Raw genomic sequence first — 17,164 nt, 5'->3', positions numbered from 1 at the left:
ATTATTAGTTTTTGCAATCGGAGTTACTAAAGAACTTCCATTTCCGGTACTTACGCAATGTATTGTTGAGCTCAGAACCTCGGAGGTTCTTTGCAATAACTACGCCCGAACTGTCCACCAGAAAGTTCATAGGAATTGCATTGACACTGTACGCTTTTGCCGCCACGCTCCGCCAACCCTTTAGGTCGCTTACATGGTAAGGCCATACTAGTTTATCGTCGGATATTGCGTTTACCCAGTTATCGCGTTTCAGGTCAAGCGATACGCTGAATATCGCAAATCCATTTCCATTGGTAAAGCATGCATCCTTGTACTTATTGTAAACCTCTGCAAGTACAGGGTTTTCCTTTCTACATGGCGAGCACCACGATGCCCAAAAATCGACTAGCACCAGTTTCCCCCTTAACGACGAAAGCTTAAACTCCTCACCATTGGGACCATTCCCAGTGATATCAGGGACTACCTGCCCAACAGTAATCTCCTGCGAATAACCACTTTGGCATAAAGCCATTGCGCTGATTACCAAAAGGTGTATTAGGTTAATTCTCATGCTTGGAATTTTATTCTTTTTCAACTCAAATTTCATGCAATTTATGGAATTTTAAAGAGATTTTGGATGAAATGAAAAAATAAAAAATGGGTGAATTGTTTTTGGATAGTTGTTGGTGTTTTGTGTTTAGTGTTTAGTAAAAACTATCACAGAGTTACACAGTGTTTCACAAAGTGTATGTCGAAGTATTTTCGAACAACGATCAACTATCAACGAACAACTAAACTTGTCATCCTGAGCGGCCTGTCCCGCCCTAGCGGGGAGCGAAGGATCTCCACCTTTGGTCAGTATTGAGATGCTTCGACGGAGCTCAGCATGACAATCGTTTCATGAACCGAGTAAAAGCTTGTATCACAGAGTATGTGACGTGATATTCACGAACAACGATTCACGACCAACGAACAACGCGACCAGCCCCGTAGGGGCGAAACATTTGTAACTCTATGGCTAATGCTAAATGTATAGCGATGCACGCAATAACATTCCAAAGAGCAACACTGAAGCGTTGCATCGCAAAGGAAAAATCATTACAAAGAGCCATTCACACGTTCTTTCTTGTCTTGATACAAGAAAGAACCAAAGAAGATCAAGGCTGAAAAGCCCGACCCGATGGGTACCCCGCGGGTGGAACTGCCACGCGATACTATTCGCCACGCCTGCGGCGTGACTCATGTGGTATCGCTTACTAAGCCCACCGCCACGTTCCACCCCCGACCCATTGCCGGGTCAGGCTTTTATGCCACTGCTTTTAGCATTCCTTTTTGGATGAGGAATCCTATTAATGAAGAGTTGAAGAAACAAAGAGATGCTTCGGCTAACTGAGCATGACAAAAACATTAACCACATTGAATAATGAATCTGAGAGCTGAAAATTCTAATCGGCCTCTACATGGTCATTTTTTATCCTATAAAAAACCGGTCCACGCTGGACCGGCTTTGAAATAACCTTACAGCTTAAAAAACTCAATTTGCTCACTTAACCGTTGAGCCTCATAGGCCAATTGGGCTGCATTCTGTGACATCGACTCGGCCGCTGAGGCGTTTTGCTGGGTAAGCTGGTTTAACTGCTGAATGGCGTTATTTACCTGGTTAGCCCCATTGGCTTGCTCAACGCTAGCGGCAATAATTTCCTGTACTAGGGTAGTGGTTTTGTCCACTATCGGGATAGTGTCCTGCATAATCTTTCCCGCTTCGGACGAGAGGGTATAGCTCTGGTTTGCAAGCCTAACAATTTCCTCAGCGGCAGCCCTACTCTTCTCTGCCAGCTTTCGAACTTCGCCTGCCACAACCGCAAAACCTTTCCCGTGCTCACCAGCCCTGGCAGCCTCCACTGCTGCATTTAAAGCTAATATGTTGGTTTGGAAGGCAATTTCATTAATTATGTTTATCTTTTCCATAATTGCCCGGTTTGCCTCCACTACCTGTATCGACTTGTCAGAAACGTGCTTAATGCTTCTGTTAGCCTCTTCAAAAATGGTGCCCGTACTTTTTGCATTATCGCTGTTCTGAGCAATATTTGCCGATATCTGTTCAATGGTTGAGGCAATTTCCTCCACTGACGAGGCTTGCTCGTTGGCGCTCTCGGCCATTCGTTCCGATGTTTCACTGGTAACAGCACCAGAGTCGTTTATGGTCTCGATGCTCGATTGAACATCGGCTATGACTCCGCGTAGCTTTTGAATAACTTGCTCAGTGGCCAAAAGCATTTCCCCTATCTCATCGTTGGCTCTCTTCAAATTCTCTAATTCATGGGTATTAAGTTTGCCTTCGGAAAGGTTAAAAATAACCCTCTGCATCTGTTTTATGGAAAGGTTCATGGAGCGCCCAATCGCAAATGATATTGTAATAAAAAGGGTTAAACTGATTACCAGTATTACAATGGTACTGGCAAAAGAACTATTAAACCCACTTATTGTTGAATCAAACGCTTTGTTAGCCTGCTCCTTGCTGTGCTTTACAAGCCCTTCAAGTTGGTCCCTAAGGGTGTTAAAACTTGTTACCATCCGGTTGATATCATTGGTAACCGACTCGGAGAAAGCACCCTTAATCATGGCATCGGAAGTTTTAAAAGCAAGGCTGTAGTAATCCTTAACCTGCTTTTCAATACCAATTACATCTAACTCTTTACCTACCTGATTCTTCTTAATGGAATCAAGCTGACTAAGTATGGTCTGGTAACGAGTGTTTGTTTCATTTAACTTCTCGTTATCGGCAGCAGCTACAGCGTCCTGAAATTCGCGTTGAAGGTTTATAAGCTCAAAGTTTAGGGCATTTGTCAGCTCCACAAAAGGCATGTATCCATATTCGATTTTTGAAATCGACCTTTTGCTGGTTACGCTAAGAATTTGAAATAAAATTATTACCACAAGAAATATAAGCACAAAGAGAGCAGGGAAAAGCATCAGCTTATGTCGTATTTTCAGATTTTGTAGCATAGCACTACTTGTTTACCGTTAACACTTTAACCCCTGACACATCGGCATTTGCCGATACATAGCCAATGGCTCCTGCATTTCGTTTAACAAAATCAACCACTTCTGCATCGGTGTTTTTTTCAATGGGCGGAGTGCCCTTTCCTGCAAAAACATACTGTTGCCAGTAACTCTTTATGGCCGATACCGATTTGCCATGGATGTTATTTGAAAAATCTTCCCTTACGCCTGATTTTGCCGATAAGTCAACAGGAACAACAGCATCACCATTTGTCCACTTGGTTTCCTTTTTCAGGAAGTAATCCGAGATCTCCTTGGCTGTAAGCGAACTTACAGTATTTGACTGATTTACAATCACCTTAAATGATTGTGCCTGTAAGGTAAGGCCTATGCATACCAGTACAGCAAGTATTGCTAATCGTTTCATGGTGTTGTCATTTAACATTCGTTCCGATTTTGCTGCTTATTCCTAAAATGAAACTACAAGCGACATTTGGGCATAGTTGTAATCGTAATCCTTCCAAAGCCTATTGGCAATGTCAGTTATCTGTCGGCCAAATACTCGTTTGTACTCCAACTTTAGTAAGGTTTCGAATCGTGGGCGTATTGCAATACCCAGCGTGGCTGCTGTTGTAGGTAAACCTACCTTATTAACATTTACATCCTCAATAAAATCGTAACGTAAAAATGGTTTATAAACATCGCCATCCCATATTAGTTCGCCATAATATGCTTTGTACTCGTTAACAATATGCTCGCCAAGAATAGCGTCGGTTTTGGGAGTAGTTTCCTGTTTACCAGCCCAGTATTCGGCGTTTAGCTTAAGGTTGCTTACCTGAAGATGCGCGTCAAAGCCATAGGTGTACTTGGTTGAGGGATAATAAATAAAATCACCTGATGAATTCTGGGTGACCTGTTGGGCATCGGCTTTAAAGTAGTTAGCCCCAAGGGTAAAGGCGTTGTTCAGTGTGGCATAAACCCTTGCAGTACCACACATGTACTTATTAATTTTATCGTTCTCAGTATCGTAGAATCCAAACGATGGATATGAGTCCTCCTGAGCCTGAATGCTCAATACACCCGACTCAAAGTGATTGATATACGGGTATGTACCTAGGGTAAAATTATAGCCAAACTTTAGGCTACCACCGCTACCCAAATTTCCATGTAAATGTAAGCCGCTTATACTTTGAGGAAATAAAAAGTGGTGCGAAACCAACATGGGAACAACTCCACTAGGGTTAAGCGGCGCATAAAAGTAAAGGTTAACCGGGCTCAGCGGTGTAAGAAAACGACCTGCCCCTAACTTTAGGGCATCGCTAAAATTATACTGGGCATAGGCCTCAACAAATATTTGACTTACATGGAAAGTGAAATGGGTGTAAACAAGGGTAGTTTTAAACTCTAACTTGTCAACAGGTTTATAGTTGGCCAAAAAACCAACCTCCGAAAGCCCAACAGCCCAGTCCTTTTTTAGGTTTATACAGTCCGAGTACTCTGCAACGGCGTTAATATAACCCGTTACATGTATACGTTGCTCAGTTTCGTCCTGCGCCATCCCACCATAGCACAACAACGAGAGTGAGGCTAAAACAGGTAGTAAATGCTTTGTTTTCATAGGCAACTTGGTTTTTGTTTAACCGATTATTACTTTCGAACAGATAGTATGTTACTGCTTACAGGGTATTACTATTTCTTGAAATTTACATAAAAAGATACTAAAATGGTATATCAATATTTTATGTTTATCAAATAACAATTGCCATCAAATTGATTTACTGTACATTACAAAACGATGATTTTTGTCATCTTTTTATAAAAACTATAACCGATTTTGTACTTGAGATTTTAGATCTTTATGAAAAGCCGATTGTCCAAAAAAGAATCCAGATGCAAGAAATAGAAAATAGGGCAATAGGACTTATACTTATTCCCCTCCTGAGCAGGTTGCTGCCATGACTTTCTCAGTCAAGGGTAAAAGGGCTATAAGAGCAATGATACGCTTCGGCAAACTCAGCATGATAACCATCTCATGAACCGAGCAAGAGCGAGTACCACAGAGTTACACAGTGTAGCACGGTGTTTCACAGAATAGCATTCACGAACAACGAGCAACGAAGACCGTCTCCAGCCCCGTAGGGGCTAAACATTTGTAACCCTATGGCTACTCCCAAATTTTGCGATGCACGTTATTCTTTTTCCAAAGAACAATCCTGAAACATTGCATCGCAATGGGAAAGTATGGCAAAGAGCGATTGCCAGAAAAGCAATCAAAAATGAGTTAGGGAATGAAGGTACTAAGAGATGCTTCGACGGAGCTCAGCATGACAATAGTTTCACGAACAACGAGCAACGAACAACGGGCAACGAAGACCGCTTCCAGCCCCGTAGGGGCGAAACATTTGTAACCCTATGGCTACTCCCGCATGTAAAGGTTGATTTGTTCCTAAGTGCGAATAATACAGCACTGTTCTGGAGGTGAGTGCACGAGCGAAAGATCTCCTCCGTTACGCTTAGAATGACAAGGTAAATGCTTATAATTCTATCCCGTTTAACGGTTCACGGTTCACGTTTAACGGAGGTCAATACAAATCCTACATCCTTTAACTTTAATCTTTTAACTTTTAACTTTAACTAGAACCTATTCAACCAGCGGTAGCGGCGGGCGCTGTCGCCAAGCTTCATGCCTAGCATGAGCTCATGCGAACCTGCCTTGGAAAAGGTTGATACATCGGTAAAGTTATAGTCAAAGGCGTAGCCAAAGTAGAACTGCTGGTACTTAACCCCAACCATGGTAATAACAGCTCCAGTGGAACGGATTGATACTCCTGCCCAGTAATCGTTCTTGTAGTATCCCTTGATGTTTAGATCAGCACCAAACTGGAAACGCTCATTGGTTGTTAAAAGAAACGATGGTTCAATTGCAAAATCGCTTCGGTAGGGTTGATACCTGTACCCTCCCACAAGATAATACTGCCTAAGCAACCGGTATGCCACCTCAGAGTTACCTCCTCCAAATTGAATGAAGCTTTGGAAAAGCGATGTAGCCGAAAAACCAACATAGTACTTTTGTGTGCTAAGCAATACCCCAAAGTTGGCATCGGGAGCAAACTTTGAAGTTTTACCCATCAACAGGGGGTCATTGGTTTGATCGTATCCATCAATGGCATTAACGTTAGCTTTAAACTGAAAGCTGGTAAGCGATGCCCCAAGGCTAAGCTGGTAATCGCGCATGTAAATATGGTAGGCGTACGTAGCCTGAAATCCGGTACGATGTATACGGCCATTGTTATCGTTGAAAACAAATGCTCCAAGGCCAACCCTACCGCTAGGGCGACGCCTGCGAACCCGGCTCTTTATAAGGCGGCTCCTGTTGCGGAAGCTGGTTTTTAGTATACGGGTTTGGGCGCTTAAGGCATATGTACTAGGGGCCTCGGAGTAGCCAATCCATTGCTGACGTGCTGTTAGGTTAACAGCGGTTACCCCCTCGGCTCCTGCCACAGCAGGATTCACCAGGAAGGGATCGAGCATGTACTGGCTGTATAGGGGTTGCTGCTGGCCTTTTACCACACCTGCCACTCCCATCAGAGCCATAACAGCAACTATTCCTATGTGTTTGTTTCTTCTCATTAATACTTGTTTATATTCCAGATTCAAGATTTCAAATTTCAAAAATTACTCCGCTTGAAGTTTAAGGTTCAAAGTCCAAGGTTTAAGGTTAAAATATATGTCATAAATATATTGTTTTACCATCAACTGTCAACTATCAACAATCAACCATCAACCATCAACCATCAACCATCAACTACCTAATTATCGTAACGCTACCCTTGTACTCGTACTTCTTTTCGCCAACGGTGAATACAATGATGTAGTGATACGAATCCATGGGTAACTCCTTGCCGTTCAAATCCTTTCCATCCCAGGGTTTGTATGCACCCTTGCTGCTCCATACCATTTTACCCCAACGGTTGAAAACCTTCACGTCAACATTGGTTATATAACCTCGCAGGTCTTGCCCCTTGTAGGGTGCCGGGAACTCCCAGGTATCGTTTACGCCATCCTTGTTGGGCGTAAAGGCTGCAGGAATGCGCAGGTTGCTGTAATCGGCAGCCGAAACCTGAATGGTATCGGAATTGGAACAACCATAGTTATCGGTTACCTTTACCCAAATGGTTTGGTCGCCACTTTGGCCATCAACCGTAATACTTGGGGTAATGGCACCGGTGCTCCAGTCGTAAACCGTAAAATCGGGGTTGTACACATCGAGCAGTAGGGTTTGGTTGGCAAACAGGGTAGTATCGTTACCTAAATCAACCACCGGAAGGAGCCTAACGGTTACCTCGGTTATATCGTAGGAGCAACTGAAGTTTGAATTAACCAGCCTAACGGTGTAGGTTCCGCTCTCGCCGGTATAGTAAACCTGGTTAGTATTTCCATCCTGCCACAGGTAATGGATAAATCCACTACCGGGATCAAGGGCCGCAATGTTACCCATACAAACATTAAGCTCATCGGGGATGTTATTGGTTATGGGTATGAATATCTCAGGGGTATTCAGTACCACATTAACGGTGTAGGGGTTTCCGGTGCAGCCATAATCGGTATGTTCAACCACCGTAAGGGTGTAAATGCCACCCTTCATTCCCTCGCGCCAGAGGATATCAATTGAATCGCCTCGCGCCAGGAGGTTGTAATCGGTTCCCTGCTGCAGGATATTGCCATCGGGGTCGGTTATAGTCCACTGGAAATCGGATACTCCATTAAAGCCCTTAACACCGTAACGCTCAGTATGGCCCACGCAGGCCATGGGTAAATCGGCTTGTTGAGCCTGTACTGCTATACCCGCAAGGGTAAGAAGAAGGGGTAGTATGTAGCGAAACCTTTTCAAAACTAAAACTTTCTGTTTGTTGCTAACTCATTATATGGTAACCAGAGTGCTTTTTTTTAAAAAACCCGGCCAGGCCAAGCCCGGCCGGGAAAAAATGAATTTACTGTTAGTAAGCGTATTGGTTAGGAATATGATAAATAGGACCAGTGCTTGGAACAGGGTTAACAATATAGGTAATTTCAGCTACACCACTATTGATTACCACCTGTGCATTTCCAGAAGCAAAAGGATATGTGTTTAAGTTTGCAATACCAGGTAAAATATAATCAGACTTTTGTGTAATGGCAGATATTACACCGTGAGCAGCTGCTCCTGGTGCATCAGCAGCCTTTTTAAAGCGATATACATAACGAGTACGATGTCCATTATTTACGGTCAAAGGAGCTGTATTAAACGACCATGTGAAGTTAGGCGAAGTACCCCCTAAAGTTTTCAATTTAGAAGCCGTAGTATAGTTATGTATTACGGTCTCAGTACCATTATTTATTACTGCATCATTTATGTCAATTTCATCAATCTCTTCAGTAACCTGAAATGCATAAGCAGCCCAATTCGCAGGTACATTCTCAACGATAGCAACTGAAATAGCCTGTGCTGCTTGATCACCGCAGGTTGCACCTAGAGCTGGGGCAGAAATTGTAAATGTTGGAGGAGCAATTACTGAAACATTCATAACAGTTGGAGAAGGGTCAGCACAACTACCAAAACCTGCAGGAGCCTGCTCCGCAACATTTATTACATAAGCACCAGCTACTGGGTAGGTAATTTCTACATAGTTAGCAGCTCCAGGTTTATTAAAGGTGGCTGCTGTGCCGGGATGGGTAGGGTTAGTCCAATTCCAAACAAACCCTCCAGTTAAAGTACCAGTACTAACATATGTTGGATGATAAACTGGGTCAGGCAACGCATAGTAACCCATGGTTGTTCCCCCTGTTTTGAAGGTTACATAGTCCGTGGTGTCAGGAGCTGTTACATTACTATCGTATCTTACGTAAGGGCTTGGAGGATTTTGTGCCATTACTCCAAATGTGAACATTAGAATTGCTAATGTTCCTACATGCTTAATGAGTGTTGATCTTTTCATAGTTCTAAAATTTAGTGGTTTATAATTAAATGAATTCAAAATTTGTTTCGTGTTTAAAATTTCTGTAGTAAAACCCCCATGGGGGGTGGTAAGCTCATTAGCCCGCTTGGCCAGCTACGGGGGCTGGTTGCTGCGGGGGGGCTGTTTCTTCTTATTTCGGTTATGCCTGTGCATATACTCTCCGTTTTATCACTGTGGCTATTTACGGTTCTGCTCCCAAAAGGTTCCAATACCTTGGTGGTTTGTTGCTAATTTTTGACCAACAGCATTATAGCTTTGGTAAGCAGTTTTTCCATAACTCCACAGAACGTTTTATTGTATTAAACAATATTGATGCCATTGTTTTTATGTATCTGTTTTTGTGCTTATTACAAAATGTGTATTTCAATTTTTGTCCGCAAATAGGTTTTAGTGTAGTTTTTTTACTGTCCGAAAATGGGAGGAGTTGACAGTTGTTGGTTGATGGTTGATAGAAAAATCGAATAGGCGTAAAAACTACCTCTTTTGTCATGTTGAGCTTAGCTGGAGGCGTTTTTCGTTGTTCGTGAATCGTTGTTCGTGAAACTATTGTCATGCTGAGCCTAGTCGAAGCATCTCTTTGTACCTCCATTTCCTTAATCCTACTTAGATTGGTTTTACAGTAATCGCTCTTTGCCATGTTTTTCTGTTGCGATGCAACGCATCAGAGTTACTCTTTGGAATATGTATTGCGTGCATCGCAATGTATGTGGCAGCCGTCATAGTGTTACAAATATTACGCCCCTACGGGGCTGGAGGCGGTCTTCGTTGCCCGTTGTTCGTTGCTCGTTGTTCGTGAATATCACGTCACATAGTCTGTGTAACACAGTGTAGCTTTGTGTAACTCTGTGATACTCTCTTTTGCTCGGTTCATGAGACAGTTGTCATGTTGAGCTTGCCGAGGCATATCAATACTGCCTAATGGTAGAGATCCTTCGCTCCCCGCTAGGGCGGGAGAGGCCGCTCAGGATGACAAGCAGAGTTGACAGTTGATGGTTGATAGTTGATAGAGAAAAAAGCATTTCATGAAGCACAAAACACCAAACACTAAACACAACTCCGTTGCACAACGAACACTGTACACGTTAAACTATAAACAAACCTCTTCTTCTCCCCAAAAAAAAGCCGGCTTAAATGCCGGCTTTTTGGTTACTGTGCCTTATCGACATTTCCTGTTAGGCGGAGTATTAACGTTGAGTTACGGGGATCGTTGGTAATAACTGTAATGGTTTTACCCTGTCGGCCGGAGTATCCAGCTGTTCGGAACGAAGCTGATATCTCAGTGGACTCACCTGGCTTAAGAACACTCTTGGATGGGGTTGCGGTTGTACAGCCACAGCTTGCCTTAATCTTGCGGATAATTAAATCGGTTTTGCCGGTATTCTTGAGTACAAAATCGTAGTTTACGGGGTCGCCCGATTTAACCGTTCCAAAATCGTACTGTAGGGTATTGAACTCAGCCTTGGGCGCATTCTCCAAATCCTTCTGCGTAAGCTTTGAAAAATCCTCCTCAATGCTTGCGGTAATGGTTATTGGGCTGGTGTTCATGGCTTTATCGTTAATGGAAATGGTAAACCTATCAACAACAAAGCCCCACTCCTCGCGCTTATCGGGGTTATAGGTGAGAACAATGGCGCCAAACTGGTTTGGTTTAACCACCTCGGGTACCACTTTCACCTGCATAAAGTTCATTCCCTGTGTGTTGGCCTTAACTGTTACAGGTGCACTTGATTTATTAATGAACTTTATGGTATCGTTATAGGTACTACCTAAGAATATTCTACCCAAGGCAAAATGTATTTTTTCGAACTTAAGCTCGTCGCCAATAGGGGTTACGTAGATTTCGTCAATGGTTTTAACATGCGGAATAACCTCGCCCTTAATCTGGAGAATTACGGTTGGTGTTTCGGCGTTGGAATATATGGTTACGGTTTTTGCAAATGGCCCTGGACGTCCGGCTGGATTGTATCCTACAGTTATTTTGCCTCCCTTCCCGGGTGCTATGGGCTCCTTAGGCCATTCAGGGGTTGTGCATCCACACGATGTAGCCACGCGCTGAATGATTAATGGGGCATTACCTGTATTGGTAAACTCAAAGGAATAGTTGGCCACACCATCATCTTCCTTTATTTTACCGTAATCGTAGGTGCTTGTTTTAAAGTTGATTTTTGGAACTGCATTCTGCGCTGCAACTGAAAATGCAAAAGCAGCTAATAGTGAAATTGTCAATATCTTTTTCATGATCAAGATGTTTGAAATGTTTGCAATTTATTACGTACAAATTTATAAAACAGGTTTCTAAAATCGCATTAAATGTAAATGTTTTATCATCAACATATATTCCAAAAACATTACTAAATTTGTTAAAAATGTTTTAAAATGAGTGTTGCACACCTTGTTTTGCTTTTGCTTATTGGGCTAACCGCAGGCTTTGTGGGTGGTGCTTTAGGTCTTGGCGGTGGGATAATTATTGTTCCAGCTTTAATCTATTTGCTAAACTTTACCCAGCACGAGGCGCAGGGCACCAGCCTTATGGTATTACTCTTTCCCGTGGGAATTTTTGCTGTTGTAAACTACTACCGTGCTGGATTTATCGATTGGAAACTCGCACTGATTCTGATGGTAGGCGTGGTAATAGGCAGCTACTTTGGCTCAAAGGTATCCATTAACATCCCGGCCGAAACACTCCGGAAGATTTTCGGGTTTTTCATTGTTTTAGTTGGTATTAAGATGATTTTAGGGCGATGATTTCAAAAAGCGATACTGAAAACATATTGGTGGAATACCGCCGCCACCTTCACAAACACCCCGAACTCTCGTTTCAGGAGGTAAAAACATCAAGCTACATCAAACAGATTTTTGCAACCGAAGGTGTGAGGGTTGAGGATTTTGGTACACATCACAGCTTTGCATCAATAGTTGAAGGCAAGTTGCCTGGGAAAACATTCGGGCTAAGGGCAGAACTCGATGCGCTACCGATTGCAGAGACCAGCGGTGTTGCTTTTGCTTCGGTTAATCCCAACGTAATGCATGCTTGCGGCCACGATATGCACATGGCTATTGCCATAGGTGTTACGTTAAGCCTTTATAGGCAAAGGGATAAATTAAAAGGACGTTTTATTGCAATATTTGAATCGGGTGAGGAGGTGTTGCCAGGCGGAGCGCAAGCTATAATTCAAACTAAGCTATACAATGAGCTTAAACCCGATGCCATGTTCGGCATTCATGTACTTCCAGAACTTGAAGTTGGGAAAATAGGTGTTTGCCCCGGAAAATACATGGCCTCGGGCGACGAGGTGTACATTACTGTAAAAGGGAAGGGAGGGCATGCTGCCCTGCCCCACCTGCTTATCGACCCAGTTACATGTGCCGCAGAAATTGTCCTTGGCTTGCAAACACTGGTTAGCCGAAAGGCTCCAACGCTTATACCTACCGTGCTATCGTTTGGCCGTATTGAGGCCAATGGCGCTACAAATATTATACCCGACAATGTTAGCATTTCCGGAACTTTCCGCACAATGGACGAGCAATGGCGCGAGAAGGCTCATAAACTTATACAACAAACCGCAACCGGAATAGCGGCTTCACATGGTGCAAAGTGCGAGGTTGAAATCCGAAAGGGATATCCATCAATATTCAACAACCCCGAGCTAACACAGCTTGTTAAGCAGACTGCTACTGAACTGCTTGGAAATGATAAAGTGGTTGACCTTGAGCCCCGCATGACCACCGACGATTTTGCATACTTCAGCAACCTTACACCATCGGTATTCATTAGGCTTGGTGCTGGTTTTCCTGGTTCTGATAATCCACAGCTTCATAGGCCCAACTTTAATCCCTCCGAGGGGGCCATTGGCATAGCCCATAGCTTGCTCACAAAAATTTTACTAACCCTAATGAAGTAGTTCTATGACTTTAGGTAGGAATTTTTTGTTAGCTCTGTTTTTTATCCTCTTACAAGTTAAAACGCTTTACTCACAATCGGAATTCAGCAAGGTAGAGACAGACTACTACACCAGTTTTATCAACTACTACCAGTCCGATGGAATATGCTCGTACGAATTTACTGATATTATCCAGGACGGAATGGGGCTGATGTGGTTTGCCACACAGGATGGACTAATGCGATTTGATGGTAACAATTTTAAAACCTACCGGGGAGGAAAAACAAAAGGTCAATTACCGCACAGCGTTGTAAGTTCACTTGCTCTGGATAAGCAGAAAAACCTTTGGGTTGGCACTAAAGGCGGACTATGTGTTTACCATCCAGAATCCGACACCTTTGAACGGGTTGATTCCCTATTTGGTAAACCGCTGCAGGGACACCGCTGGGTAAGTGATATCTATGTGGATAGTAAAGGAAGGTTATGGGTAGATAGGCACAATGGAACGCTCAACTGCATTGACTTTGACGCTAAAACTGTTGAAACCTTTCAGCACGAATATGTCTACAATGAAATATACTACTTCCACGCCATAACCGAACTTGGCGATGGTGTAATGCTGGGAGGTGGTTCTGCTCATCTTACCTGGTTAACCCGAAATCCCGATAAATGGAATACTTACCCTAGTGTTGAAACCATTATAAACAACGAAAAAATTACTATTGCAGGAACTGCAAATTTTTACGACGATGGCTCCGATTATATCTGGGTAGCAAACTTTGCCGATAATGCGTACCGAATCCACAAGAAAACCATGGAGCGAACCCCACTTCCCCTACCATCGGTTTACACCATTTGCCCTAACGGCGATGGAAAGGTATGGATGGGTGACTACCACTTTGGGGCTGTACTTTACAACCCATCGACAAACACGGCTACCCGCTACATTAGGTTGGAGGGTAATCCTCAATCGCTGGCAGGTAACATGATCCTGGTAATTTACCGCGATAATCAGGGGAACACATGGTTTGGCACCAACAATGGTTTATCGCTACTAACAACCTTTGCCCGAAAATCGACTCATCTCCGAAAAATTGCCGACGTTAACAGTCTGCCATCAAACCAAATTACCTGTATGTTGCCTGAATACCCAAAAGGTTTATGGTTGGGTACCCAAAACAAGGGACTCGTTTTCGTTGATTTTAACACCAAAAATGTTACGCGGTTCGGGTATTTTAACCAACCCGATAGCCTTGCATCAAACTGGGTTACATCCATTGCCAGAACAACCGATAACTCAATGCTTGTTACCCTTTGGAATGGATATGGTGGGGCGTTAAACCGGTTTTGGCCCGAAAAGAAACGATTTAAACGATACAATCCAGATGGCTACTACTGGTACTCCAACGTAATAACAACATCCGATGGCAAAGCGCTTTTTTCACCATGGGGAGGAGGAGTTAATGAATTTGACCCAAGAACCAATTGGGTAACATCTAGAATGTATTTCTTTAGTGAACATCTCTGCGCCAACGCTTCAGGAAATATCAATAAAATAAGTGCTTTCAACAACGGGTGGATTTTATTTGACGATGAAACAATATTAAATGTTTTAAACCCCGACACACTCACCCTGGTTCCTTTTAAACTTAGTAATGTAGATATTGGTATTCCTAAGCAAAAGCAGGTCACGTTCAATATTCAGGCAAAGAAAATGCTATTATTCAATAGCAACTTAATGATTTTAGGTAACGATAATAAAATATACCCTTTTAGCTTACCTACCCGTAAAATTGAGCCCCCGCTTCCATCGGATTTCATTTTTACAAATATTTTTGCCGATAATTATTTATATGCCCTAACCGATAGTGCATTATTCCGTTGGAACCAAGAGCGAGGGAGATTTGACCAGTTAACCTCTACCAAGCAATTTCCGGTAATAAAATCGATTGCCGATGGCAACGATACAGTTTTTCTTGGCACATCGGAAGGTGTATATGTAATGACAGAACATACTAAAACTCTCACCAAACTATTCGATGCCGATGTTCAGGCGATTACTTTCTACAAAGGATTTGCTTTGGGAGCAAGTAACAAGGGACTTTTGATGTTTAATGGCAAAGGATTAGTAAAAAGATACCTGAGCGAACAGAGTATAACCAACTTCACAATTGATAGTAGCGGAAATGTTTGGGCAACCAACTCGGAGGAGCTGTTCAGAATATCGCTTAAAACCAATAGCATTGAAACCATTGGGGCGTATCCACAAAGTAAGGATAGCTTGCCATCGGTTCAAGTGAAATCAATTGCTACCGACGCATTGGGCAATGTTTGGATTTTATCGGATGTTTGTATATCAAAATATCTACCTAAACAGAAACGATACGAGAGTTACTATGTTCCGGGAAAAAGCGCACTTCAGTCGAGCCTTGTTTACAGGATGTATGAGGACTCCAAAGGGTACATTTGGGTTGGATACACAAGGAATGGTGTAGGAGTCGATAGGATTGACCGAAGAACACATACCGTTGATCATTTCCCATACCTTCCCTACGATTCAACATCGTACCCAGCCACGAGTATGACCCACTGTATATTTGAAGATGCCAATGGAAATATGCTCTTTGGAACCGATGCTGGGTTAGCCATTCTTCAACCGGAAAGCAAGGCTTTTCGGATGATAGACACCCGACATGGGCTTCCATCATCAGTTGTTACTGCCATTTACCAGGATAGACTCGGGAATTACTGGATTGGAACCGATAAGGGCATTGCCCGTTTTAGCAAGAAGCTCAAAAGGGTCGACATAACAGGCAAAAACCTGAATTTCAGTGAGGGTTTAGTTACTGACATTGAACAATGGGGGTTCGACTCGTTAGTAGTGAGTGGTAACTTTGGCCTGTATATTTTTAATCCTTATGTACAAGGAAACGAAATACCCATGCAGGATATTAAAATTTTATCGTGCGAAACTGACTACGATACATTAACTCGCTTTCCTGCTAACAATTCAAAAATTTTTGTAAAAGCAAACCACAAATGGCTTAAAATCCATTTTACTGCATCGGACTACACTTCACCCGGAGCATTAGAGTACACATACTGGCTTCAGGGCTTTGAGGATTCTACAAGAGCCAAAAAAACTCATTCGCCTTTGGCTGAATACACAAATCTCCCCTATGGTAAATACACCTTCAAGGTTTACTATACCCGGCCCGACGGCACTAAATCAAAAAACGTTTTTGCAATCAATGTGGTTGTTGGAATGCCATTTTACCTTAGGCCATGGTTCTTCCTAATCTTTCTATTACTCTTAGCCTTATCGGTTTACATTCATGAAATACTCCGGGTTCGAAGAGTGAAAAGAAAAAAGGACGAACTTGAGCAAGCCGTAATGGAGAAAACAAAGGCGATTTTAGCACAAAACGAAGAGCTAAAAGCGCAAGCGGATCTGATTAAACAGCAAAGCAACAATTTAAAACTAAAAACATACCAGATAAACGAGAGCCTTGAGTTTTCAAAGTTACTGCAATCTAACTTAATGCCAAGCCCCGAGATTTTGTCAACCATTTTAGGTGAACACCTACTCTTTTATAAACCTAAGGATGTGGTAAGCGGCGATTTTTACTGGCTAAAAGGAAACTCCGATGAATTCATTATAGCTGTTGCCGATTGTACTGGTCATGGAGTACATGGTGGGTTTGTTAGCATGATGGATATAACACTTTTAAACGAGGTTTATACCCATTACAAAATTAATAATCCGGTTGAACTGATTATTGAAACCCACATTCACTTTAACCAGACCATTGGTGCCCAGCTACAGCTAAACGCTTCCAGCGCTCCCGTTGAAATGGATATTGCTGTATGCTATGTAAATAGAAAAAATAAAACCGCACTCTTCGCAAGCACTCATAACCCCCTGTATCACATTCAGAGGAATTTCGAAAATCCTGAGCTGAAAATTTACAAGTCGGGCGGCAAAGCAGTAGGAAACCGATGGTTCACGCCGAGCATTCCACTGGTTGAATTAAAACTAGAAAGTGGCGATATTTTAGTACTTACTACCGATGGCCTTTTCGATCAGCTATCGAAATCCGAAAAGAAGCGATTTGGTCGTAAACAGTTTGAAAGCATACTCCTGGAAAATGCCAATGGCAACCTTGATACAATCAACAAAAAGATTGAACAATGCTTTAATGACTGGCGAGGCGATAGCCAGCAAACCGATGATATTACAATAATTGGTTTTAGGATATAGCAAAAGAGCCCCCTTGTTGGAGGCTCTTAACTTTGGATGGATTC

The 17,164-nt window shown here is 42.7% G+C and carries 13 protein-coding genes; 4 read left to right on the top strand and 9 right to left on the bottom strand.

Features of this window, described 5'->3' with window-relative positions; translation table 11 throughout:
* Window positions 1-4: 4 nt before the first annotated feature.
* Window positions 5-550, bottom strand: a complete 546-nt coding sequence (locus WHS63_RS03900) for a TlpA family protein disulfide reductase (RefSeq protein ID WP_445203980.1) — start codon at window positions 548-550, stop codon at window positions 5-7.
* Between the two features lie 609 nt (window positions 551-1,159).
* Here WHS63_RS03900 and WHS63_RS03895 point away from each other — a divergent pair.
* Window positions 1,160-1,372: a hypothetical protein gene (locus WHS63_RS03895; RefSeq protein ID WP_445203979.1), complete on the top strand. Its 213-nt coding sequence runs from the start codon at window positions 1,160-1,162 to the stop codon at window positions 1,370-1,372.
* A 125-nt stretch (window positions 1,373-1,497) separates the two neighbouring features.
* Here WHS63_RS03895 and WHS63_RS03890 read toward each other — a convergent pair whose 3' ends face one another.
* The 8 genes from WHS63_RS03890 to WHS63_RS03855 all read right to left on the bottom strand — a co-directional run bounded on the left by WHS63_RS03890 (window position 1,498) and on the right by WHS63_RS03855 (window position 11,216).
* On the bottom strand, window positions 1,498-2,985 hold the full coding sequence (locus WHS63_RS03890; protein ID WP_445203978.1) for a methyl-accepting chemotaxis protein: 1,488 nt from the start codon (window positions 2,983-2,985) through the stop codon (window positions 1,498-1,500).
* 4 nt (window positions 2,986-2,989) lie between these two features.
* Complete coding sequence (locus tag WHS63_RS03885) at window positions 2,990-3,409, bottom strand: hypothetical protein (RefSeq protein ID WP_369489000.1); 420 nt, start codon at window positions 3,407-3,409, stop codon at window positions 2,990-2,992.
* Window positions 3,410-3,451: 42 nt separating this feature from the next.
* A complete protein-coding gene (locus WHS63_RS03880; protein ID WP_445203977.1) occupies window positions 3,452-4,600 on the bottom strand; it encodes a hypothetical protein in 1,149 nt (382 codons plus the stop codon).
* A gap of 1,016 nt (window positions 4,601-5,616) precedes the next feature.
* Complete coding sequence (locus WHS63_RS03875; RefSeq protein WP_445203976.1) at window positions 5,617-6,612, bottom strand: PorP/SprF family type IX secretion system membrane protein; 996 nt, start codon at window positions 6,610-6,612, stop codon at window positions 5,617-5,619.
* A gap of 175 nt (window positions 6,613-6,787) precedes the next feature.
* On the bottom strand, window positions 6,788-7,873 hold the full coding sequence (locus WHS63_RS03870) for a T9SS type B sorting domain-containing protein (protein ID WP_445203975.1): 1,086 nt from the start codon (window positions 7,871-7,873) through the stop codon (window positions 6,788-6,790).
* 106 nt (window positions 7,874-7,979) lie between these two features.
* Window positions 7,980-8,957, bottom strand: coding sequence for a hypothetical protein (locus tag WHS63_RS03865; RefSeq protein WP_445203974.1), 978 nt, complete (start codon window positions 8,955-8,957; stop codon window positions 7,980-7,982).
* A 268-nt stretch (window positions 8,958-9,225) separates the two neighbouring features.
* A complete protein-coding gene (locus tag WHS63_RS03860; RefSeq protein ID WP_445203973.1) occupies window positions 9,226-9,615 on the bottom strand; it encodes a hypothetical protein in 390 nt (129 codons plus the stop codon).
* A gap of 509 nt (window positions 9,616-10,124) precedes the next feature.
* The gene (locus WHS63_RS03855) at window positions 10,125-11,216 is read right to left on the bottom strand and encodes a DUF1573 domain-containing protein (RefSeq protein WP_445203972.1); all 1,092 of its coding nucleotides are present in this window, start codon (window positions 11,214-11,216) and stop codon (window positions 10,125-10,127) included.
* 138 nt (window positions 11,217-11,354) lie between these two features.
* On the opposite strand from WHS63_RS03855, the gene WHS63_RS03850 reads away from it, so the two are divergent.
* Genes WHS63_RS03850 through WHS63_RS03840 form a run of 3 tightly spaced genes read left to right on the top strand, consistent with a single transcriptional unit; the run spans window position 11,355 to window position 17,120 of the window.
* Window positions 11,355-11,723 carry a sulfite exporter TauE/SafE family protein gene (locus tag WHS63_RS03850; protein ID WP_445203971.1) on the top strand — a complete coding sequence of 123 codons (369 nt, stop codon included), beginning with the start codon at window positions 11,355-11,357 and terminating at the stop codon, window positions 11,721-11,723.
* Window positions 11,720-12,880, top strand: coding sequence for a M20 metallopeptidase family protein (locus WHS63_RS03845; protein WP_445203970.1), 1,161 nt, complete (start codon window positions 11,720-11,722; stop codon window positions 12,878-12,880). Before WHS63_RS03850 ends, WHS63_RS03845 begins: the two co-directional genes overlap by 4 nt.
* A 4-nt stretch (window positions 12,881-12,884) precedes the next feature.
* A complete protein-coding gene (locus WHS63_RS03840; RefSeq protein ID WP_445203969.1) occupies window positions 12,885-17,120 on the top strand; it encodes a two-component regulator propeller domain-containing protein in 4,236 nt (1,411 codons plus the stop codon).
* Window positions 17,121-17,164 lie beyond the last annotated feature (44 nt).

The organism is Tenuifilum sp. (assembly GCF_037481895.1).
In the GTDB taxonomy this organism is placed as follows: domain Bacteria; phylum Bacteroidota; class Bacteroidia; order Bacteroidales; family Tenuifilaceae; genus Tenuifilum; species Tenuifilum osseticum.
The sequence above is the reverse complement of the archived record's forward strand: the minus strand, read 5'-3'. Positions and strand labels throughout refer to the sequence as shown.